General features: G+C 40.3%; 19 protein-coding genes. All 19 read left to right on the forward strand.

Going from position 1 to position 18,814, the window contains the following annotated elements; translation table 11 throughout:
- Positions 1 to 319 precede the first annotated feature (319 nt).
- The 19 genes from rpoB (at position 320) to rplN (ending at position 18,705) form a co-directional block, all read left to right on the forward strand.
- The gene (gene rpoB, locus D9780_RS19095) at positions 320 to 3,856 is read left to right on the forward strand and encodes a DNA-directed RNA polymerase subunit beta (RefSeq protein ID WP_116279127.1); all 3,537 of its coding nucleotides are present in this window, start codon (positions 320 to 322) and stop codon (positions 3,854 to 3,856) included.
- A gap of 229 nt (positions 3,857 to 4,085) precedes the next feature.
- A complete protein-coding gene (gene rpoC, locus D9780_RS19100; protein WP_116279128.1) occupies positions 4,086 to 7,694 on the forward strand; it encodes a DNA-directed RNA polymerase subunit beta' in 3,609 nt (1,202 codons plus the stop codon).
- Between the two features lie 180 nt (positions 7,695 to 7,874).
- Entirely contained in the window at positions 7,875 to 8,129 is a 255-nt protein-coding gene (locus D9780_RS19105) for a 50S ribosomal protein L7ae-like protein (protein ID WP_073012554.1), read from the forward strand.
- Between the two features lie 111 nt (positions 8,130 to 8,240).
- The gene (gene rpsL / locus D9780_RS19110) at positions 8,241 to 8,654 is read left to right on the forward strand and encodes a 30S ribosomal protein S12 (RefSeq protein ID WP_073012557.1); all 414 of its coding nucleotides are present in this window, start codon (positions 8,241 to 8,243) and stop codon (positions 8,652 to 8,654) included.
- Positions 8,655 to 8,695: 41 nt separating this feature from the next.
- Entirely contained in the window at positions 8,696 to 9,166 is a 471-nt protein-coding gene (gene rpsG / locus D9780_RS19115) for a 30S ribosomal protein S7 (RefSeq protein WP_073012561.1), read from the forward strand.
- 39 nt (positions 9,167 to 9,205) lie between these two features.
- Positions 9,206 to 11,284: an elongation factor G gene (gene fusA / locus D9780_RS19120; RefSeq protein ID WP_121641188.1), complete on the forward strand. Its 2,079-nt coding sequence runs from the start codon at positions 9,206 to 9,208 to the stop codon at positions 11,282 to 11,284.
- Between the two features lie 126 nt (positions 11,285 to 11,410).
- Entirely contained in the window at positions 11,411 to 12,601 is a 1,191-nt protein-coding gene (tuf, locus tag D9780_RS19125) for an elongation factor Tu (protein WP_116279130.1), read from the forward strand.
- Between the two features lie 650 nt (positions 12,602 to 13,251).
- Positions 13,252 to 13,560: a 30S ribosomal protein S10 gene (gene rpsJ / locus D9780_RS19130; protein WP_021292712.1), complete on the forward strand. Its 309-nt coding sequence runs from the start codon at positions 13,252 to 13,254 to the stop codon at positions 13,558 to 13,560.
- A 29-nt stretch (positions 13,561 to 13,589) separates the two neighbouring features.
- A complete protein-coding gene (gene rplC, locus D9780_RS19135; protein ID WP_121641189.1) occupies positions 13,590 to 14,219 on the forward strand; it encodes a 50S ribosomal protein L3 in 630 nt (209 codons plus the stop codon).
- Positions 14,220 to 14,245: 26 nt separating this feature from the next.
- Positions 14,246 to 14,869 (forward strand): 50S ribosomal protein L4, encoded by a 624-nt coding sequence (rplD, locus tag D9780_RS19140; RefSeq protein WP_073012573.1) that lies wholly within the window; start codon positions 14,246 to 14,248, stop codon positions 14,867 to 14,869.
- A complete protein-coding gene (gene rplW / locus D9780_RS19145) occupies positions 14,869 to 15,156 on the forward strand; it encodes a 50S ribosomal protein L23 (protein ID WP_073012576.1) in 288 nt (95 codons plus the stop codon). The genes rplD and rplW overlap by 1 nt, the downstream gene beginning before the upstream one ends.
- Positions 15,157 to 15,187: 31 nt before the next feature.
- The gene (gene rplB / locus D9780_RS19150; protein WP_073012579.1) at positions 15,188 to 16,018 is read left to right on the forward strand and encodes a 50S ribosomal protein L2; all 831 of its coding nucleotides are present in this window, start codon (positions 15,188 to 15,190) and stop codon (positions 16,016 to 16,018) included.
- A 57-nt stretch (positions 16,019 to 16,075) separates the two neighbouring features.
- Positions 16,076 to 16,354 (forward strand): 30S ribosomal protein S19, encoded by a 279-nt coding sequence (gene rpsS, locus D9780_RS19155; RefSeq protein ID WP_073012582.1) that lies wholly within the window; start codon positions 16,076 to 16,078, stop codon positions 16,352 to 16,354.
- A 20-nt stretch (positions 16,355 to 16,374) separates the two neighbouring features.
- Positions 16,375 to 16,716: a 50S ribosomal protein L22 gene (gene rplV / locus D9780_RS19160; RefSeq protein WP_073012585.1), complete on the forward strand. Its 342-nt coding sequence runs from the start codon at positions 16,375 to 16,377 to the stop codon at positions 16,714 to 16,716.
- A 3-nt stretch (positions 16,717 to 16,719) separates the two neighbouring features.
- Positions 16,720 to 17,361, forward strand: a complete 642-nt coding sequence (gene rpsC, locus D9780_RS19165; protein WP_116279174.1) for a 30S ribosomal protein S3 — start codon at positions 16,720 to 16,722, stop codon at positions 17,359 to 17,361.
- A gap of 18 nt (positions 17,362 to 17,379) precedes the next feature.
- Entirely contained in the window at positions 17,380 to 17,814 is a 435-nt protein-coding gene (rplP, locus tag D9780_RS19170) for a 50S ribosomal protein L16 (protein ID WP_073012590.1), read from the forward strand.
- Entirely contained in the window at positions 17,804 to 18,004 is a 201-nt protein-coding gene (gene rpmC, locus D9780_RS19175; RefSeq protein ID WP_073012592.1) for a 50S ribosomal protein L29, read from the forward strand. Before rplP ends, rpmC begins: the two co-directional genes overlap by 11 nt.
- Before the next feature lie 26 nt (positions 18,005 to 18,030).
- The gene (gene rpsQ / locus D9780_RS19180) at positions 18,031 to 18,294 is read left to right on the forward strand and encodes a 30S ribosomal protein S17 (RefSeq protein ID WP_050349629.1); all 264 of its coding nucleotides are present in this window, start codon (positions 18,031 to 18,033) and stop codon (positions 18,292 to 18,294) included.
- A 42-nt stretch (positions 18,295 to 18,336) separates the two neighbouring features.
- A complete protein-coding gene (gene rplN / locus D9780_RS19185) occupies positions 18,337 to 18,705 on the forward strand; it encodes a 50S ribosomal protein L14 (RefSeq protein WP_073012595.1) in 369 nt (122 codons plus the stop codon).
- Positions 18,706 to 18,814: the final 109 nt, after the last annotated feature.

Consider the following 18,814-nt stretch of genomic DNA (forward strand, 5'->3'; position numbering starts at 1 on the left):
TAAGGCACTAGTATATTTTTAGATTGTTGGGAAACAATGGTAAAATAGGTGTTTTATTTGTTTTTTGCTAGTGTAAAGCGCAGAGTTTTGTATGTAATGTAACTTTGCATGATTATACTAATTTTGTTGATATTCGAAAAACCAAGGGGGCTTTTCGCTTCTTTAAGCATGTGTTCAAAAAGTCGTGATGTCGATCTAGATAGCATGGTCGCTTTATCGAATTTTTAGCTAGCCTGTTTTGCTTGGTTTTTCTTATTATAATAAATTTTACGTAGAATGACAATCTACGAATAAATGGATGATTTAAGGGGTGAAGCAGTTGACAGGACAACTAGTTCAATATGGGCGGCACCGCCAGCGCAGAAGCTACGCACGAATCAGCGAAGTGCTAGAATTGCCGAATTTAATTGAAATCCAAACAGCTTCTTATGATTGGTTTTTAGAGGAAGGGCTTCGAGAAATGTTTAAAGATATTTCTCCAATCGAAGACTTTACAGGCAATTTATCACTAGAGTTTGTTGACTACAGTTTAGGAGAGCCCAAATATCCTGTGGATGAATCGAAAGAGCGAGATGTTACGTATAATGCTCCGCTTCGTGTGAAGGTTCGTTTAATTAATAATGAAACCGGCGAAGTGAAAGAACAGGAAGTGTTTATGGGCGATTTTCCTTTAATGACAGATACAGGAACGTTTGTTATTAATGGAGCAGAACGTGTCATTGTATCTCAGCTCGTAAGGTCGCCAAGCGTGTATTACAATGAAAAAATTGATAAAAATGGTAAACGAGGCGTAGCTGCAACCGTTATTCCAAATCGTGGTGCATGGTTGGAATTTGAAACGGACGCAAAGGATGTTGTCCATGTCCGAATTGATCGTACACGTAAATTGCCAATCACCGTATTATTACGAGCGCTTGGTTTTGGTGATGATCAGGAAATCATTGAACTCATTGGGGAGAATGAATACCTGAAAAACACGCTTGAAAAGGATAATACGGAAACAACAGAAAAGGCATTATTGGAAATTTATGAGCGTTTACGTCCTGGTGAGCCTCCTACCGTTGAAAATGCAAAAAGCTTGCTCGTATCTCGCTTTTTTGACCCAAAGCGTTATGACTTAGCGCATGTAGGTCGTTATAAAATGAATAAAAAGCTGCATATAAAAAACCGCTTGTTTAACCAAGTATTAGCTGAAACTATTGTCGATCCTGAAACTGGGGAAGTGTTAGCTGAAAAAGGTGATAAGCTGGAAAGAAAGCTATTAGATAAATTAATTCCTTATCTAGAACGCGAAGAAGATAAGTTAGGTTATAAGGAATTACAACCAAAAGAAGGCGTGTTGGATGAGTCTATTCATTTGCAGACTGTGAAAATTGTTGACCCTACAGACCCAAGTGGAGAAAGAGTGTTAAATATAATCGGAAATGCTGGTGTTGATGCAAGTGTGAAAAATATTACGCCTGCTGACATATTAGCATCCATCAGTTATTTCTTTAACTTGTTGCATCAAGTAGGAGGGACAGATGATATTGATCATCTAGGTAACCGTAGACTTCGTTCTGTAGGAGAACTTTTACAGAACCAATTTCGTATCGGGTTATCGCGAATGGAGCGTGTGGTACGTGAAAGAATGTCCATTCAAGACACGTCTAGCATAACGCCACAGCAATTAATTAATATTCGTCCCGTCATTGCGTCGATCAAGGAGTTCTTTGGTAGCTCCCAATTGTCACAGTTTATGGATCAAACGAATCCGCTCGCTGAATTAACGCATAAACGACGTTTATCCGCATTAGGCCCGGGTGGTTTAACAAGAGAGCGTGCAGGGTTTGAAGTTCGTGACGTTCACTACTCTCACTATGGCCGTATGTGCCCAATTGAGACACCAGAAGGACCGAACATCGGATTAATCAACTCACTTTCCAGCTATGCGAAAGTGAATAAATTCGGATTTATTGAAACGCCTTACCGACGTGTGGACCCAGAGACAGGCAAAGTAACTGCCCACATTGATTATTTAACTGCTGACGAAGAGGATAACTATATCGTTGCGCAAGCTAACGCAAAATTGGATGATGATGGCACGTTTGCTGAAGACGAGGTAATCGCGCGTTTCCGTGGAGAAAACACGATTGTCGCTAGAGAAAAAATCGATTATATGGATGTATCACCGAAGCAGGTCGTATCTGCCGCAACAGCATGTATTCCTTTCCTTGAGAATGATGACTCTAACCGTGCATTGATGGGTGCGAACATGCAACGTCAAGCTGTTCCATTAATGCAACCAGAAGCGCCAATTGTTGGAACAGGAATGGAATATGTGAACGGGAAGGACTCTGGGGCTGCTGTTATTTGTCGCCATGAAGGTGTTGTAGAGCGTGTAGAAGCCAAACAGGTACTTGTACGCCGAACGTCCGTTGTTGATGGGCGCGAAGTAAAAGGTGACCTCGATCAGTATAAGTTACAAAAATATATACGTTCTAACCAAGGAACTTGCTATAACCAACGCCCGATTGTAAGCGAAGGCGACCGCGTTATGAAAGGAGAAATCCTTGCTGATGGCCCTTCTATGGAAGACGGAGAATTAGCACTTGGCAGAAACGTACTCGTCGGTTTTATGACGTGGGAAGGTTATAACTACGAGGATGCTATTATCATGAGCGAACGCCTTGTGAAAGATGATGTGTATACATCGATCCATATTGAAGAATATGAATCGGAGGCGCGTGATACGAAATTAGGTCCAGAAGAAATTACAAGAGATATTCCTAATGTTGGTGAAGATGCATTAAAGAACCTCAATGAGTATGGAATTATTCGCGTTGGTGCTGAAGTAACAGATGGAGACATCTTGGTTGGGAAAGTAACGCCAAAAGGTGTAACGGAGCTATCCGCTGAAGAGCGTTTGTTGCATGCTATCTTTGGTGAAAAAGCACGAGAAGTTCGTGATACTTCCCTGCGTGTGCCGCATGGTGCTGGAGGTATTGTGCTTGATGTGAAAATCTTTAACCGCGAGGATGGCGATGAACTTCCACCAGGAGTTAATGAGCTTGTACGTGTATATATCGTACAGAAACGGAAGATTCACGAAGGCGATAAGATGGCAGGACGTCACGGAAATAAGGGTGTTATCTCTAAAATTCTTCCTGAAGAAGATATGCCTTTCTTGCCTGATGGAACGCCAATTGACATTATGTTAAACCCATTAGGGGTACCATCTCGTATGAATATCGGACAGGTGTTTGAGCTCCATTTAGGAATGGCGGCACGTGCACTAGGCATCCATGTTGCCACACCAGTATTTGATGGAGCGACAGAAGACGATGTTTGGGAAACATTAGAAGAAGCTGGTATGCCTCGTGATGCGAAAACGATTCTTTATGACGGAAGATCTGGAGAGCCATTTGACAATCGAGTATCTGTTGGTGTTATGTATATGATTAAGCTTGCTCATATGGTAGACGATAAATTACATGCTCGTTCTACTGGACCATACTCCCTTGTAACGCAACAGCCATTGGGTGGTAAAGCGCAATTTGGTGGTCAGCGTTTTGGAGAGATGGAAGTGTGGGCTTTAGAAGCTTACGGTGCAGCATATACCCTACAGGAAATTCTAACGGTTAAATCAGATGATGTAGTGGGACGTGTGAAAGCATACGAATCCATTGTCAAAGGGGATAATGTACCTGAACCAGGAGTCCCTGAATCCTTCAAGGTACTTATCAAAGAGCTGCAAAGTCTAGGTATGGATGTAAAAATGTTATCCAGTGATGAAAAAGAGATTGACATGATGGAACTAGAAGAAGAAGATACACAACAAGCTAGTAAGCTAAATATAGAAGTGGAAGAAAGCTAAATAAAGGATAAGGGCAGCTTTACATTGTAAGGCTGACCTTCAAATTCTCTTATAAATACGAGGCGACAAGTCAAGTATTTTTAATAATTTGCACCAAAAGTATTGATTACAAGAATAGTTGTTAGTTGCAGTGAACAGTAGCTTAGAGGAAATAATATAGTAGCTGTGTTTTCTTAAAGTAACCGTTGATAGCTTGGTAAAATCGGACACTAAGAGGGAGGTTGACCCCTTGCTAGATGTAAATAACTTTGAGTATATGAAAATTGGTTTAGCTTCACCAGAGAAAATTCGCTCTTGGTCACATGGTGAGGTAAAAAAACCAGAAACGATTAATTATCGAACATTGAAGCCTGAAAAAGACGGATTGTTCTGTGAGCGGATTTTTGGTCCACAAAAAGATTGGGAATGTCACTGTGGAAAATATAAGCGCGTGCGCTATAAAGGCGTGGTTTGTGATCGCTGTGGTGTTGAAGTGACAAAAGCAAAAGTTCGTCGTGAGCGGATGGGGCATATTGAACTTGCTGCACCTGTATCTCACATATGGTACTTTAAAGGTATTCCAAGTCGTATGGGGCTTGTCTTAGATATGTCACCTCGTGCGTTAGAGGAAGTCATTTACTTCGCTGCTTATATCGTTACGGAAGCAGGTGACACACCGTTAGAGAAAAAACAACTCCTATCAGAAAAAGAATACCGTGCATACTACGATAAATATGGTAAGTCTTTTAAAGCACAAATGGGAGCTGAAGCAATCCGTAAATTACTTCAGGATATAGACTTAGAAAAAGAAGCAGGTATTTTAAAAGAAGAACTAAAAACAGCACAAGGACAACGTAGAACGCGTGCGATCAAGCGTTTAGAAGTATTAGAATCGTTCCGTCATTCCGGAAACGAAACATCTTGGATGGTTTTAGACGTGTTACCAGTCATCCCACCTGAAATTCGCCCAATGGTGCAGCTCGATGGGGGTCGTTTTGCTACTTCTGACTTAAATGATTTATACCGTCGTGTAATTAATCGAAACAATCGGTTAAAACGTTTATTAGATCTTGGAGCACCAAGCATTATCGTGCAAAACGAAAAGCGTATGCTTCAGGAAGCTGTAGATGCCCTAATTGACAATGGTCGTCGTGGCCGTCCAGTAACTGGACCAGGTAACCGTCCATTGAAATCCTTGTCTCATATGTTGAAAGGGAAGCAAGGACGTTTCCGTCAAAACCTACTAGGTAAACGTGTGGATTACTCCGGTCGTTCTGTTATCGTAGTTGGGCCGCATTTGAAAATGTACCAATGTGGACTACCAAAAGAAATGGCCTTAGAGCTATTTAAGCCATTTGTGATGAGAGAGCTAGTGGAAAAAGGAATTGCACATAATATCAAGTCTGCCAAGCGGAAAATTGAGCGTGTGCACCCTGAAGTGTGGGATGTCTTAGAAGAAGTTATTAAAGAGCATCCTGTATTGCTTAACCGCGCACCAACATTACACAGACTTGGAATCCAAGCTTTTGAGCCGACACTTGTAGAAGGTCGTGCAATTCGTTTGCACCCATTAGTTTGTACGGCGTATAATGCCGACTTTGATGGGGACCAAATGGCTGTGCACGTACCGTTGTCTGGAGAAGCTCAAGCGGAAGCAAGAATTTTAATGCTTGCAGCTCAAAATATTTTAAATCCTAAAGATGGAAAACCAGTTGTAACACCATCTCAGGATATGGTATTAGGAAACTATTATCTTACTTTAGAACGAGAAAATGCTATCGGAGAAGGATCTGTCTTTAACGATACGAATGAAGCGGTGTTGGCTTATCGGAATGGGTATGTACATCTACACACCCGTGTTGCTGTACACGCATCAGGTTTAAATAACCAAACATTTACGGAAAAGCAAAAATCACAATTGCTTATTACAACAGTTGGGAAGCTGATTTTCAACGAAATCTTATCAGACTCCTTCCCTTATATAAATGAGCCAACAAAAGAGAACTTAGAGTATCATACACCAGAAAAGTATTTTGTGGAAAAGGGTGCGAATATCCCTGAGCTTATTAAGTCATTTGAGTTGGTAAAACCATTTAAGAAAGGCTTCTTAGGAGATATTATCGCTGAAGTCTTTAAACGGTTTAAAATTAGTGAAACATCTAAAATGCTTGATAGAATGAAGGATCTTGGCTTTAGCTATTCCACAAAAGCAGGTATGACAGTCGGTGTTTCTGATATTGTTGTACTTAAAGAAAAAGAAACGATCCTTGAAGAAGCACAAAATAAAGTAGATAAAGTACTAAAACAATTCCGTAGAGGATTAATTACGGATGATGAAAGGTACGACCGCGTTATTGCAATTTGGTCACAAGCCAAAGATACGATACAGGATAAGTTGATGTTATCCCTTAGCGAAAGAAACCCGATTTATATGATGAGTGATTCTGGTGCTCGTGGTAACGCCTCAAACTTTACGCAGCTTGCAGGTATGCGTGGTTTAATGGCTAACCCGGCTGGTAAGATTATTGAATTACCGATTAAATCAAGCTTCCGTGAAGGTTTAACCGTATTAGAGTACTTTATATCTACGCACGGTGCTCGTAAAGGTCTTGCGGATACAGCATTGAAAACAGCTGACTCAGGATACCTAACACGTCGTCTTGTTGATGTGGCGCAAGACGTTATCATACGAGAAGATGATTGTGGGACAGATCGTGGCTTGACTGTAACTGCCTTACAAGATGGTACGGAAATGATCGAACCATTAGTTGATCGCTTAATAGGGCGTACGGCATTCTATGATATTAAGCATCCAGAAACGAATGAAGTCATTGTTGAAGCAAATGAAATTATTAGCGAGGATCAAGCAAAAGAAATTACCAATGCTGGTATTGAAAAAGTAACCATACGTAGTGCATTCACTTGTAATACGAAGCATGGTGTATGTCAAAAATGTTATGGAAGAAACTTGGCAACTGGTGCTGATGTAGAAGTTGGGGAAGCAGTAGGAATTATTGCAGCTCAATCCATTGGTGAGCCAGGAACACAGCTAACGATGCGTACTTTCCATACTGGTGGGGTAGCCGGGGACGATATTACACAAGGTTTGCCACGTATTCAAGAGTTGTTTGAAGCTCGTAATCCGAAAGGGCAAGCAGTTATTAGTGAAATATACGGAACCGTACAAGAAATTAAAGAAGTGAAAGATAAACAAGAGATTGTCGTTCAAGGCGATGTTGAGCAACGCTCTTACGCAGTGCCTTACAATGCTCGCATGAAGGTGACCGTTGGTGACAAGGTTATTGCTGGTCAAGAACTAACGGAAGGTTCTATTGATCCTAAGGATTTATTACGCGTTCAAGGTGTAGAAGGTGTACAAAACTACCTGTTGCGTGAAGTTCAACGCGTATACCGTATGCAAGGTGTTGAAATTGGCGATAAACACGTAGAAGTTATGGTTCGCCAAATGCTTCGTAAGATTCGCGTAATTGACTCTGGAGATACAGATGTTCTGCCAGGTTCTTTATTAGAGTTGCACCAGTTCCGTGATGCAAACCGTAAAGTACTACAAGATGGACAGCAACCAGCTATAGGTAAACCTGTGTTACTCGGTATTACAAAAGCATCACTTGAGACAGATTCCTTCTTATCTGCTGCATCTTTCCAAGAAACAACGAGAGTATTAACGGATGCAGCTATTAAAGGAAAACGGGATGAGCTTCTTGGTTTGAAAGAAAATGTTATCATTGGTAAACTTGTACCTGCTGGAACAGGTATGCAGCGTTACCGTCGTATCAAACCTGCTACATCTGAACCAATTACGACAGAACCAATTGAAGAAACAGAAACAGTTCAGTAACTGGATGAAGTAGTTTCCCATATCAATTTTGGTGTGGGAAACTCACCAGTTCTATACAAAATAGAATAAGTTTTTAAGCGGAAGCGTAAAAAATATGTAAATCATGTTGACATAGAAAATGCAGAGTGGTAGAATATTCAAGGTGCTTCCGGTTATACTTGGTGCTTTGGAGGATATGAGATGTCTTATGAAAAAGTAATGCAAGTGAAATCTAGTGTAATTATCGGAACAAAACAAACGCTCAAAGCCATGAAAAATGGGCATATTAGCGAAGTGTTTGTTGCTGTTGATGCAGATCAACATATGGTACAAAAGGTTACACATTTAGCTGAAGAATTGGGCATTCCTTGTCATCATGTTGATTCTAAAAAGAAATTAGGAGTAGCATGTGGTATCGAGGTTGGTGCAGCCGCTGTTGGTATAAAACAGGACTAGAGTTATTATAAAAACTGTTTTTTTACCCAAAGATGAACCACCTGGATGTGTGGGATTACAAAACTCAAGCTGAATTAGTGATATATTCATGACGGAAAGGAGGAAATAGTTATGCCAACAATTAACCAATTAGTGCGTAAAGGTCGCGTGAGCAAACCAAAAAAGTCTGACTCTCCAGCTCTAAACAAGGGGTATAACAGCTTTAAGAAGACATTTACAGACCAAAATTCTCCACAAAAGCGTGGTGTATGTACACGTGTTGGAACATTAACACCGAAGAAACCAAACTCAGCACTTCGTAAATACGCTCGTGTACGTTTGTCTAACAACATGGAAGTAACAGCATACATTCCTGGAATTGGTCACAATCTTCAGGAACACAGCGTTGTACTTCTTCGTGGTGGTCGTGTAAAAGACTTACCTGGTGTTCGTTATCACATTGTTCGTGGTGCGTTGGATACAGCAGGTGTAGAAGGTAGAATGCAAGGTCGTTCTAAGTACGGTACGAAAAGACCGAAGAAATAAGCATATTTTAAAAAAGCCCAATAGGAAAGGAGGAAGGACATATGCCACGTAAAGGCCCAGTACCTAAACGGGATGTCTTACCAGATCCGCTTTACAACTCAAAACTTGTGACTCGTTTAATCAATCAAATTATGGTTGATGGAAAAAGAGGAAAAGCACAAAAAATTCTTTATAAAGCATTTGAATTGGTTGCTGAGAGAAGCGGCCAAAATGCAATGGAAGTATTTGAACAAGCGATGAAAAATGTTATGCCTGTTCTTGAAGTACGTGCACGTCGTGTTGGTGGATCAAACTACCAAGTACCAATGGAAGTACGTCCAGAACGTCGTCAAGCGCTAGGACTACGTTATATTGTTAATTACTCTCGTTTACGCGGAGAAAAAACAATGGAAGAACGTCTTGCTAATGAAATTTTAGATGCTTCTAACAATACAGGTGCTTCTGTGAAGAAACGCGAAGAACTGCATAAAATGGCAGAAGCTAACAAAGCATTTGCTCATTACCGCTGGTAAATTAATAAATCAAATTCAAGCTAGAAAGGAGAAGAATACATGGCTAGAGAGTTCTCCTTGGAAAAGACGCGAAATATTGGTATTATGGCACACATTGATGCAGGTAAAACTACTACTACGGAGCGTATTCTTTTCTATACAGGACGCATTCATAAAATTGGTGAAACGCATGAAGGTGCTTCACAGATGGACTGGATGGAGCAAGAGCAGGAAAGAGGTATTACTATTACTTCAGCTGCAACAACTGCTCAATGGAAAAACCATCGAATTAACATTATTGACACACCAGGACACGTAGATTTCACTGTTGAAGTTGAACGTTCATTACGTGTGTTAGACGGCGCCGTAACCGTTCTTGATGCGCAGTCAGGTGTGGAACCACAAACGGAAACAGTATGGCGCCAAGCTACAACATACGGTGTACCACGTATTGTTTTCATTAACAAAATGGATAAAATTGGTGCTGATTTTCTTTATGCGACAAAAACGTTAAAAGATCGTCTAGGCGCTAATGCACATCCGGTTCAACTTCCGGTAGGTGCAGAAGATAACTTTGAAGGAATTATCGACCTCATTGACATGCAAGCATTCTTCTATGAAGATGATCTTGGAACTCGTGCAGAGACTCGTGAAATTCCGGCTGATTTAAAGGATAAAGCTCAAGAGTGGCGTAATAGCTTAATTGAAGCTGTTGCTGAACTTGACGAAGACTTAATGATGAAATACTTAGAGGGTGAAGAAATCTCTAAGGATGAGTTAAGAGTCGCTATCCGTAAAGCTACCCTAGATGTTGAATTCTACCCAGTATATTGTGGGTCAGCATTCAAAAATAAAGGTGTACAATTAATGCTTGATGGTGTGATTGATTATCTTCCAGCACCTACGGATGTTGCTGATATTGAAGGGATTGTCCCTGGTACAGAGGAAAAAGTAACTCGTCCATCTACAGACAATGCACCATTCTCAGCATTGGCGTTTAAAGTAATGACAGATCCATATGTTGGTAAGCTTACTTTCTTCCGAGTATATTCAGGAACATTAGATGCTGGTTCTTATGTGAAAAACTCTGTAAAAGATAAGCGTGAGCGTGTTGGACGTATCCTACAAATGCATGCAAATTCAAGACAAGAGATTTCCACTGTATATGCTGGTGAAATTGCAGCTGCTGTTGGTTTAAAAGATACATCTACTGGTGATACGCTTTGTGATGAAAAGAATTTAGTTATTCTTGAATCTATGGATTTCCCAGAGCCGGTAATCGGAGTAGCTATTGAACCAAAAACAAAAGCCGATCAAGATAAGATGGGTATTGCTTTAGGGAAACTAGCTGAAGAAGATCCAACCTTTAAAACAGAAACAAATGAAGAAACAGGCCAAACGATTATTTCAGGTATGGGTGAACTTCATCTTGACGTTATCGTTGACCGCTTGAAGCGTGAATTCAAAGTAGAAGCAAACGTTGGAGCGCCACAGGTTGCTTATCGTGAGACATTCCGCTCTGCTGCTGAAGTAGAAGGTAAATTTGTTCGCCAATCTGGTGGTCGTGGACAATACGGACACGTTTGGATTAAATTTGAACCTAACGAAGAAGGCGCTGGCTTTGAATTTGTGAACAAGATTGTCGGTGGGGTTGTGCCACGTGAATACATTCCATCTGTTCAAGCTGGTATTGAAGAATCAATGGAAAATGGTGTATTAGCTGGTTATCCATTAATTGATATTAAAGCAACATTGTATGATGGAAGCTATCATGATGTAGACTCTAACGAAATGGCATTTAAAGTAGCGGCTTCTATGGCACTAAAAGCTGCTAAAAATAAGTGTAACCCAGTTATTCTTGAGCCGATTGCTAAAGTAGAAATTGTTATCCCAGAAGAATATATGGGAGACATTATGGGTGATATTACTTCTCGTCGCGGACGTGTAGAAGGTATGGAAGCTAGAGGCCCTGCTCAAGTGGTAAAAGGCTTCGTTCCACTTTCTGAAATGTTCGGTTACGCTACAGCATTGCGTTCTAACACACAAGGTCGTGGTACATTTACGATGTACTTTGATCACTACGAAGAAGTACCAAAGAGTATTTCTGAAGAAATTATTAAGAAAAATGCTGGTCAATAATTGATTTTTTCATAAATCTAAAGTATAACTTGTATTAAAGGCTAAGAAGTGATGTTGACCCATTGTTTCTTGCTACTTAAACATTCTAAAATAAACTATTTCATTTATTTAAAGGAGGAACTATAAATGGCTAAAGAAAAGTTCGACCGCTCGAAAAGTCACGTTAACATTGGAACAATTGGACACGTTGACCATGGTAAAACAACGTTAACTGCTGCAATTACAATTGTAATGCATAAGAAATCTGGTAAAGGTACGCAAATGGCGTATGACCAAATTGATAATGCACCAGAAGAAAAAGAGCGTGGAATTACTATCGCTACTTCACACGTAGAATATGAAACAGATACGCGTCACTATGCACACGTTGACTGCCCAGGTCACGCTGACTATGTTAAAAACATGATCACAGGTGCTGCACAAATGGACGGAGCTATCCTAGTAGTATCTGCTGCTGATGGCCCAATGCCACAAACTCGTGAGCACATCCTATTATCTCGTAACGTTGGTGTACCTTCTATTGTAGTATTCCTTAACAAAGTAGATATGGTAGACGACGAAGAACTATTAGAATTAGTAGAAATGGAAGTTCGCGATCTATTAACTGAGTACGACTTCCCAGGTGATGATGTTCCTGTAATTGCTGGTTCTGCATTGAAAGCAATTGAAGGAGTAGAAGAATACGAAGAAAAAATTGTTGAATTAATGAACGCTGTTGATGAGTACATTCCAACTCCAGACCGCGATAAAGACAAACCATTCATGATGCCTGTAGAGGACGTATTCTCTATTACAGGTCGTGGTACTGTTGCAACTGGTCGTGTTGAGCGTGGAGAAGTACGTGTTGGTGATGAAGTAGAAATCATCGGCTTAAACGAAGCAGCACAAAAAACTACAGTTACTGGTGTAGAAATGTTCCGTAAGCTTCTTGACTATGCAGAAGCTGGCGACAACATCGGTGCACTACTTCGTGGTGTAGCACGTGAAGACATTAACCGTGGTCAAGTACTAGCAAAACCAGGTTCAATCACACCTCACACAAAGTTTAAAGCTGAAGTTTATGTTCTATCTAAAGAAGAAGGTGGGCGTCATACTCCATTCTTTGCTAACTATCGTCCACAGTTTTACTTCCGTACAACGGATGTAACTGGTGTTATCCAACTTCCAGAAGGAACAGAAATGGTAATGCCTGGCGATAACATTGAAATGACAGTTGAGCTTATTTCACCAATTGCAATTGAAGACGGTACTCGCTTCTCTATCCGTGAAGGTGGCCGTACAGTTGGATCTGGTGTTGTATCAGAAATTATTGAGTAAGCACCAAGTTTAGAAACACAGGTTACGTGACGACGTAACCTGTGTTTTTTACAATATAGAAAAATAAAACAAAGGCGTTTTATCAGCATGTTACTTGTTGCTAGACCCAATTTTTCTAACGCTTTTTGTAAGTTAGTCAACACGATAGCGTATCACCGTACCTCTAAACAAGAATAAAAGATAAACCTCTGTTTTTCTTTTCATCTTTATTAAGTTTGGCGATACATAGTAGCAATTGCCTTTGTATTAAAAGTCACCCAACCGTATCCCCTAAACCCTTCTCTTAACTTAAAAAAATCTCGTCCTATAAATATGGTATTATACCTTGCCACTTAAAAATCTCAATCGAAAGTTTTTAAAACTATTTACTATGATTAAAAGCAGTCTGTTTTGACTAAACTTATTAATAATTTTTTGTAAAACCCCTTGCAATCAAGTAGTAAAGTACGTATAATATGTAGATGTGCAATCATTATTCATAAAAAAGATTGCAGAAACAAATGACATTCTATATAATAAGAATGTTGCTTGCTAAAGGCGATGAAGCAGAAGGTTGTTGGCACACCCGGCCCCTTTGCCATGGCGGGAGTTACCAAGAAATTTCTGCAGAGTATGTCTATTATAAATGGGCGAATAAAGGAGGGAAAATAATGGCAAAAGAAAAGATTAGAATCCGTTTGAAAGCTTATGATCACCGTATTTTAGATCAATCAGCTGAAAAAATTGTAGATACAGCGAAACGTTCTGGTGCTAATGTATCTGGACCAATCCCACTACCTACGGAAAAATCAGTCTACACGGTTTTACGTGCGGTTCATAAATATAAGGATTCACGTGAGCAGTTTGAGATGCGTACACATAAACGTCTCATCGACATTGTTAACCCTACACCGCAAACTGTTGATTCACTAATGCGTTTAGACTTACCGTCTGGTGTAGACATTGAAATTAAACTATAAATGAAAGTTTTTAATAGGAGGTGTAACGGATGACGAAAGGAATCTTAGGTCGTAAAATCGGCATGACTCAGCTATTCTCTGAAACAGGCGAACTAATGCCTGTAACTGTAATTGAAGCTGAGCCAAACGTCGTATTACAAAAGAGAACATTAGAAAATGATGGTTATGAAGCAATCCAACTAGGTGTTGCTGACGTAAAGGAATCACGTACGAATAAAGCGGAAAAAGGTCATGCTGAAAAAGCAAACACAAACCCTAAGCGCTACGTTCGTGAAATCCGTAACGCGAAGCTTGACGAATATGAAGTTGGTCAGGAAGTGAGCGTAAACGTATTTGCTTCTGGTGATAAAATTGATGTGACAGGAACTACAAAAGGTAAAGGATTCCAAGGTTCGATTAAGCGTCACAATCAACAACGTGGACCAGAAACTCATGGTTCTCACTATCATAGAGCACCAGGTTCGTTAGGTGCGGTTGACCCAATGCGTGTATTTAAAGGAAGACCACTTCCAGGACGTATGGGTGGAGAACAAGTAACGATCCAAAACCTTGAAGTAGTAAAAGTAGACGAAGAACGTAATCTACTACTAGTAAAAGGCAATGTGCCAGGTGCAAAGAAATCATTCGTAAAAATAACGAGTGCAATCAAGGCTAACTAATCATACAGACGAAGGGAGGATATGTCATGCCTAAAGTAGCACTACTAAAACAAGATGGAGCTCAAGCTGGTGAGTTGGAATTAAACGAAGCTGTATTTGGAATTGAACCAAATGAGCATGTATTACATGAAGCAGTAGTTATGCAACGTGCGTCTTTACGTCAAGGTACGCATGCGGTAAAAAACCGTTCTGAAGTACGCGGTGGTGGTCGTAAACCATGGCGTCAGAAAGGAACTGGTCGTGCACGTCAAGGTTCTATTCGTTCCCCACAGTGGGTTGGCGGAGGTACTGTATTTGGACCAACACCACGCAGCTATAGCTATAAATTGCCAAAGAAAGTCCGTCGCTTAGCACTTAAATCTGCGCTTTCTTCCAAAACAAAAGAAAATAATCTTGTTGTCTTGGAAAGTCTTACTTTTGCTGAACCAAAAACAAAAGAAGCAGTAAAAATGCTAGCAGCATTAAATGTAGATGCAAAAGCTTTAATTGTTGTAACTGAAAAAGAAGAGAACGTTGTTCGTTCCGTAAATAATCTTCCGGCTGTCTCTATTTTAACAGTGGAAGAAATGAATGTATTAGACTTGCTTGGCCATGACAAGCTGATCTTAACAAAAGAGGCAGCTGAAAAAGCAGGGGAGGTGCTTGCATAATGAAAGATCCACGTGATATTATAAAGCGCCCTGTCATTACAGAACACTCAGCTGATTTAATGGCAGAAAAAAAGTACACGTTTGAAGTAACTCCTCAAGCGAATAAAACAGAGATAAAAAACGCTGTAGAACAAGTTTTTGGAGTGAAAGTAATCAAAGTGAACACGTTAAACGTAAAAGGTAAGTTCAAGCGTATGGGTCGTTACGGTGGCTACCGTTCAGATCGTAAAAAAGCTGTTGTTCAGCTTTCTGAAGACAGTAAAGAATTAGATTTCTTTGAAGCATAAATTATAAAGTTCGTGAAGGAGGGAAATAAAGATGGCGATTAAAAAATTCAGACCAACGTCCAACGGTAGACGTAATATGTCCGTATCTGATTTTGCAGAAATCACTACAGATACGCCTGAGAAATCCCTTTTAGCTCCACTACACAAACGTGGTGGTCGTAACCATCAAGGGAAGTTAACCGTTCGTCATCAAGGTGGCGGTCACAAGCGTCAATACCGTATCATCGATTTCAAGCGTGATAAAGATGGTATACCAGGACGCGTTGCTACTATTGAATATGATCCAAACCGTTCAGCAAACATCGCATTAATTCATTATGTTGATGGTGAAAAACGTTATATATTAGCTCCAAAAGGTATAAAAGTGGGGCAAGAAATTATTTCTGGTGAAGATGCGGATATTAAAATGGGAAATGCATTACCATTAGTAAATATCCCAGTAGGTACAGTTATTCATAATGTTGAGTTGAAGCCAGGACGTGGCGGACAGCTTGTTCGTTCAGCCGGTGCAGAAGCACAAGTCCTTGGTCGTGACGGTAAATACACGTTAGTTCGTTTATCTTCAGGAGAAGTTCGTTTGATTCTTTCTTCTTGCCGTGCAACTGTCGGTCAAGTCGGTAATATCGAACATGAGCTTATCCGTGTAGGTAAAGCAGGTCGTTCTCGTTGGTTAGGCATTCGCCCAACTGTTCGTGGGTCTGTTATGAACCCGAATGATCACCCACACGGTGGTGGTGAAGGACGCGCACCAATCGGTCGTAAATCACCAATGTCACCTTGGGGTAAGCCAACTCTTGGTTACAAGACACGTCAACGCAACAAGCCATCTGATAAGTATATCGTTCGTAAACGTAAAAAATAACCAAAAATAGTGGCGGGAAGATAAGCCCGTCTCTCCAATGCGAAAGGAGGTTTATCCATGGGTCGTAGTTTGAAAAAAGGACCTTTTGCAGATGACCATCTTATGTCAAAAATCGAAGCATTAAACGAAAGTGATAAAAAACAAGTAATTAAAACTTGGTCACGTCGTTCAACTATATTTCCTAATTTTGTAGGACATACAATAGCGGTATATGACGGACGTAAGCATGTACCAGTCTACGTTACAGAAGACATGGTCGGACATAAATTAGGTGAATTCGCGCCAACACGTACCTTTAAAGGGCACGGTGGCGATGATAAGAAAACAAAACGCTAATAGGAGAGGAGGCACACAACATGCAAGCTAAAGCCGTTGCAAAATCGGTTCGTATTGCTCCTCGTAAAGTACGATTAGTCGTTGATCTTATTCGAGGAAAAAATGTAGGTGAAGCAATTGCGATTTTACGCCATACACAACGCGGTGCTTCTCCAGTCGTAGAAAAAGTATTAAACTCTGCGATTGCTAATGCAGAGCACAATTATGAAATGGATACAGATAACCTGGTCATTTCAGAAGCATATGTAAACGAAGGCGCTACTTTGAAACGTTTCCGTCCACGTGCACAAGGTCGTGCAAGTAGAATTAATAAACGCACAAGCCACATTACAGTAGTGGTAACAGAAAAAAAGGAGGGTTAGTCAGTGGGTCAAAAAGTAAATCCAACTGGTCTTCGCGTTGGCATCATTAAAGACTGGGAGTCAAAATGGTATGCCGGCAAGGACTATGCAGACTTATTACATGAAGACATTAAGATTAGAGAATACTTGGAAAACCGCTTGAAAATAGCTGCTGTTTCATCTATTGATATTGAGCGTGCAGCAAACCGAGTGAATATTACGATTCACACTGGTAAACCAGGTATGGTTATCGGTAAAGGCGGTTCTGAAGTGGAATCTTTGCGTAAAGCTTTAAATAGCTTAACTGGCAAGCGAGTTCACATCAATATTGTAGAAATTAAAAAAGTAGATCTTGATGCAAAATTAGTTGCTGAAAATATTGCTCGTCAATTAGAAAATCGTATTTCTTTCCGTCGTGCACAAAAGCAATCCATTCAACGTGCGATGCGTGCTGGCGCAAAAGGAATTAAAACACAAGTATCCGGACGTCTAGGTGGCGCAGACATCGCTCGTGCGGAACATTATAGTGAAGGGACAGTACCACTACACACATTAAGAGCTGATATCGATTATGGTACAGCAGAAGCAGACACTACGTATGGTAAGTTAGGTGTCAAAGTGTGGGTATACCGTGGAGAAGTCCTTCCAACGAAAACTGACAAATAAGGAAGGGGGCACTGCATTATGTTAATGCCTAAACGTGTGAAATATCGTAGACAACATCGTGGTAAAATGAGAGGCCAAGCCAAAGGTGGCACAAGTGTTGCTTTCGGTGAATATGGTCTACAAGCAGTAGAAGCGTCGTGGATTACTAGCCGTCAAATCGAGGCTGCTCGTATTGCAATGACTCGTTACATGAAACGTGGCGGTAAAGTTTGGATAAAAATCTTTCCTGACAAACCATATACTGCAAAACCCCTAGAGGTTCGTATGGGTTCTGGTAAAGGTGCTCCAGAAGGATGGGTAGCAGTAGTAAAACCAGGAAAAATTATGTTTGAAATCGCTGGTGTACCAGAAGAAGTTGCTCGTGAAGCGTTACGTCTTGCTTCTCACAAACTTCCGATTAAAACAAAATTTGTAAAACGTGAAGAAATTGGTGGTGAAAGCAATGAAGGCTAATGAGATTAGAGAACTAACCACTGCCGAAATTGAACAAAAAGTAAAAGACTTAAAAGAAGAGCTATTCAACTTACGCTTCCAGCTTGCAACTGGCCAACTAGAAAACACTGCACGAATTCGTCAGGTAAGAAAGTCAATTGCTCGCATGAAAACTGTTGTTCGTCAACGTGAATTAAGCGTAAATAACTAGAATCTCGAGAGGAGGTAAACCTCAAAATGACAGAACGTAATGATCGTAAAGTTTACACTGGACGTGTTGTCTCTGACAAAATGGATAAAACCATTTCTGTTCTAGTGGAAACATATAAATTCCACAAGCTATACGGCAAGCGTGTTAAATATTCAAAAAAATTCAAAGCACATGATGAGAATAACCAAGCAAAAGTTGGCGATATCGTAAGCATCATGGAAACTCGTCCGCTATCAGCTACAAAACATTTTCGCCTCGTTGAGATTGTTGAAGAAGCGGTAATTATATAATAAAGTTCGCTCGGAAGGTATCCGAAGGGAGGTTACAGCGATATGATTCAACAGGAAACACGTTTAAAAGTTGCAGATAACTCTGGTGCACGTGAACTATTAACTATTAAAGTATTGGGCGGATCCGGACGAAAAACCGCTAATATTGGCGACGTTGTTGTTTGTACGGTAAAAGAAGCAACACCAGGCGGCGTTGTCAAAAAAGGTGATGTTGTAAGAGCTGTTATTGTACGTTCGAAATCTGGTGCACGTCGTAAAGATGGTTCATATATTCGTTTTGATGAAAATGCAGCGGTAATTGTTCGTGATGATAAGAGTCCAAGAGGAACTCGTATTTTTGGACCAGTTGCACGTGAATTGCGTGATGCAAAATTCATGAAAATCGTATCTCTTGCTCCAGAAGTATTATAAGTGTGTGTTCAAAAAGAGGATGATTGAATTTTGATTTTCAACAGGCTTTTAAAGTCAACCAGAATTTCAAGATGCCTTCTTCCTATAAATTTTGAACAGCCTTTATAAG

It is taken from the genome of Virgibacillus sp. Bac330, assembly GCF_003667845.1.
GTDB classification, from domain to species: Bacteria; Bacillota; Bacilli; order Bacillales; family Amphibacillaceae; genus Virgibacillus; species Virgibacillus chiguensis.

Coding starts and splice junctions, on each gene's coding strand:
- rplW (WP_073012576.1), top strand. CDS start 14,869: ATGAAAGATCCACGTGATATTATAAAGCGCCCTGTCATTACAGAACAC.
- rplP (WP_073012590.1), top strand. CDS start 17,380: ATGTTAATGCCTAAACGTGTGAAATATCGTAGACAACATCGTGGTAAA.
- rplD (WP_073012573.1), top strand. CDS start 14,246: ATGCCTAAAGTAGCACTACTAAAACAAGATGGAGCTCAAGCTGGTGAG.
- D9780_RS19105 (WP_073012554.1), top strand. CDS start 7,875: ATGTCTTATGAAAAAGTAATGCAAGTGAAATCTAGTGTAATTATCGGA.
- fusA (WP_121641188.1), top strand. CDS start 9,206: ATGGCTAGAGAGTTCTCCTTGGAAAAGACGCGAAATATTGGTATTATG.
- rplV (WP_073012585.1), top strand. CDS start 16,375: ATGCAAGCTAAAGCCGTTGCAAAATCGGTTCGTATTGCTCCTCGTAAA.
- rpsS (WP_073012582.1), top strand. CDS start 16,076: ATGGGTCGTAGTTTGAAAAAAGGACCTTTTGCAGATGACCATCTTATG.
- rpsG (WP_073012561.1), top strand. CDS start 8,696: ATGCCACGTAAAGGCCCAGTACCTAAACGGGATGTCTTACCAGATCCG.
- rpsJ (WP_021292712.1), top strand. CDS start 13,252: ATGGCAAAAGAAAAGATTAGAATCCGTTTGAAAGCTTATGATCACCGT.
- rpsQ (WP_050349629.1), top strand. CDS start 18,031: ATGACAGAACGTAATGATCGTAAAGTTTACACTGGACGTGTTGTCTCT.
- rplC (WP_121641189.1), top strand. CDS start 13,590: ATGACGAAAGGAATCTTAGGTCGTAAAATCGGCATGACTCAGCTATTC.
- rpmC (WP_073012592.1), top strand. CDS start 17,804: ATGAAGGCTAATGAGATTAGAGAACTAACCACTGCCGAAATTGAACAA.
- rplB (WP_073012579.1), top strand. CDS start 15,188: ATGGCGATTAAAAAATTCAGACCAACGTCCAACGGTAGACGTAATATG.
- rplN (WP_073012595.1), top strand. CDS start 18,337: ATGATTCAACAGGAAACACGTTTAAAAGTTGCAGATAACTCTGGTGCA.
- tuf (WP_116279130.1), top strand. CDS start 11,411: ATGGCTAAAGAAAAGTTCGACCGCTCGAAAAGTCACGTTAACATTGGA.
- rpsL (WP_073012557.1), top strand. CDS start 8,241: ATGCCAACAATTAACCAATTAGTGCGTAAAGGTCGCGTGAGCAAACCA.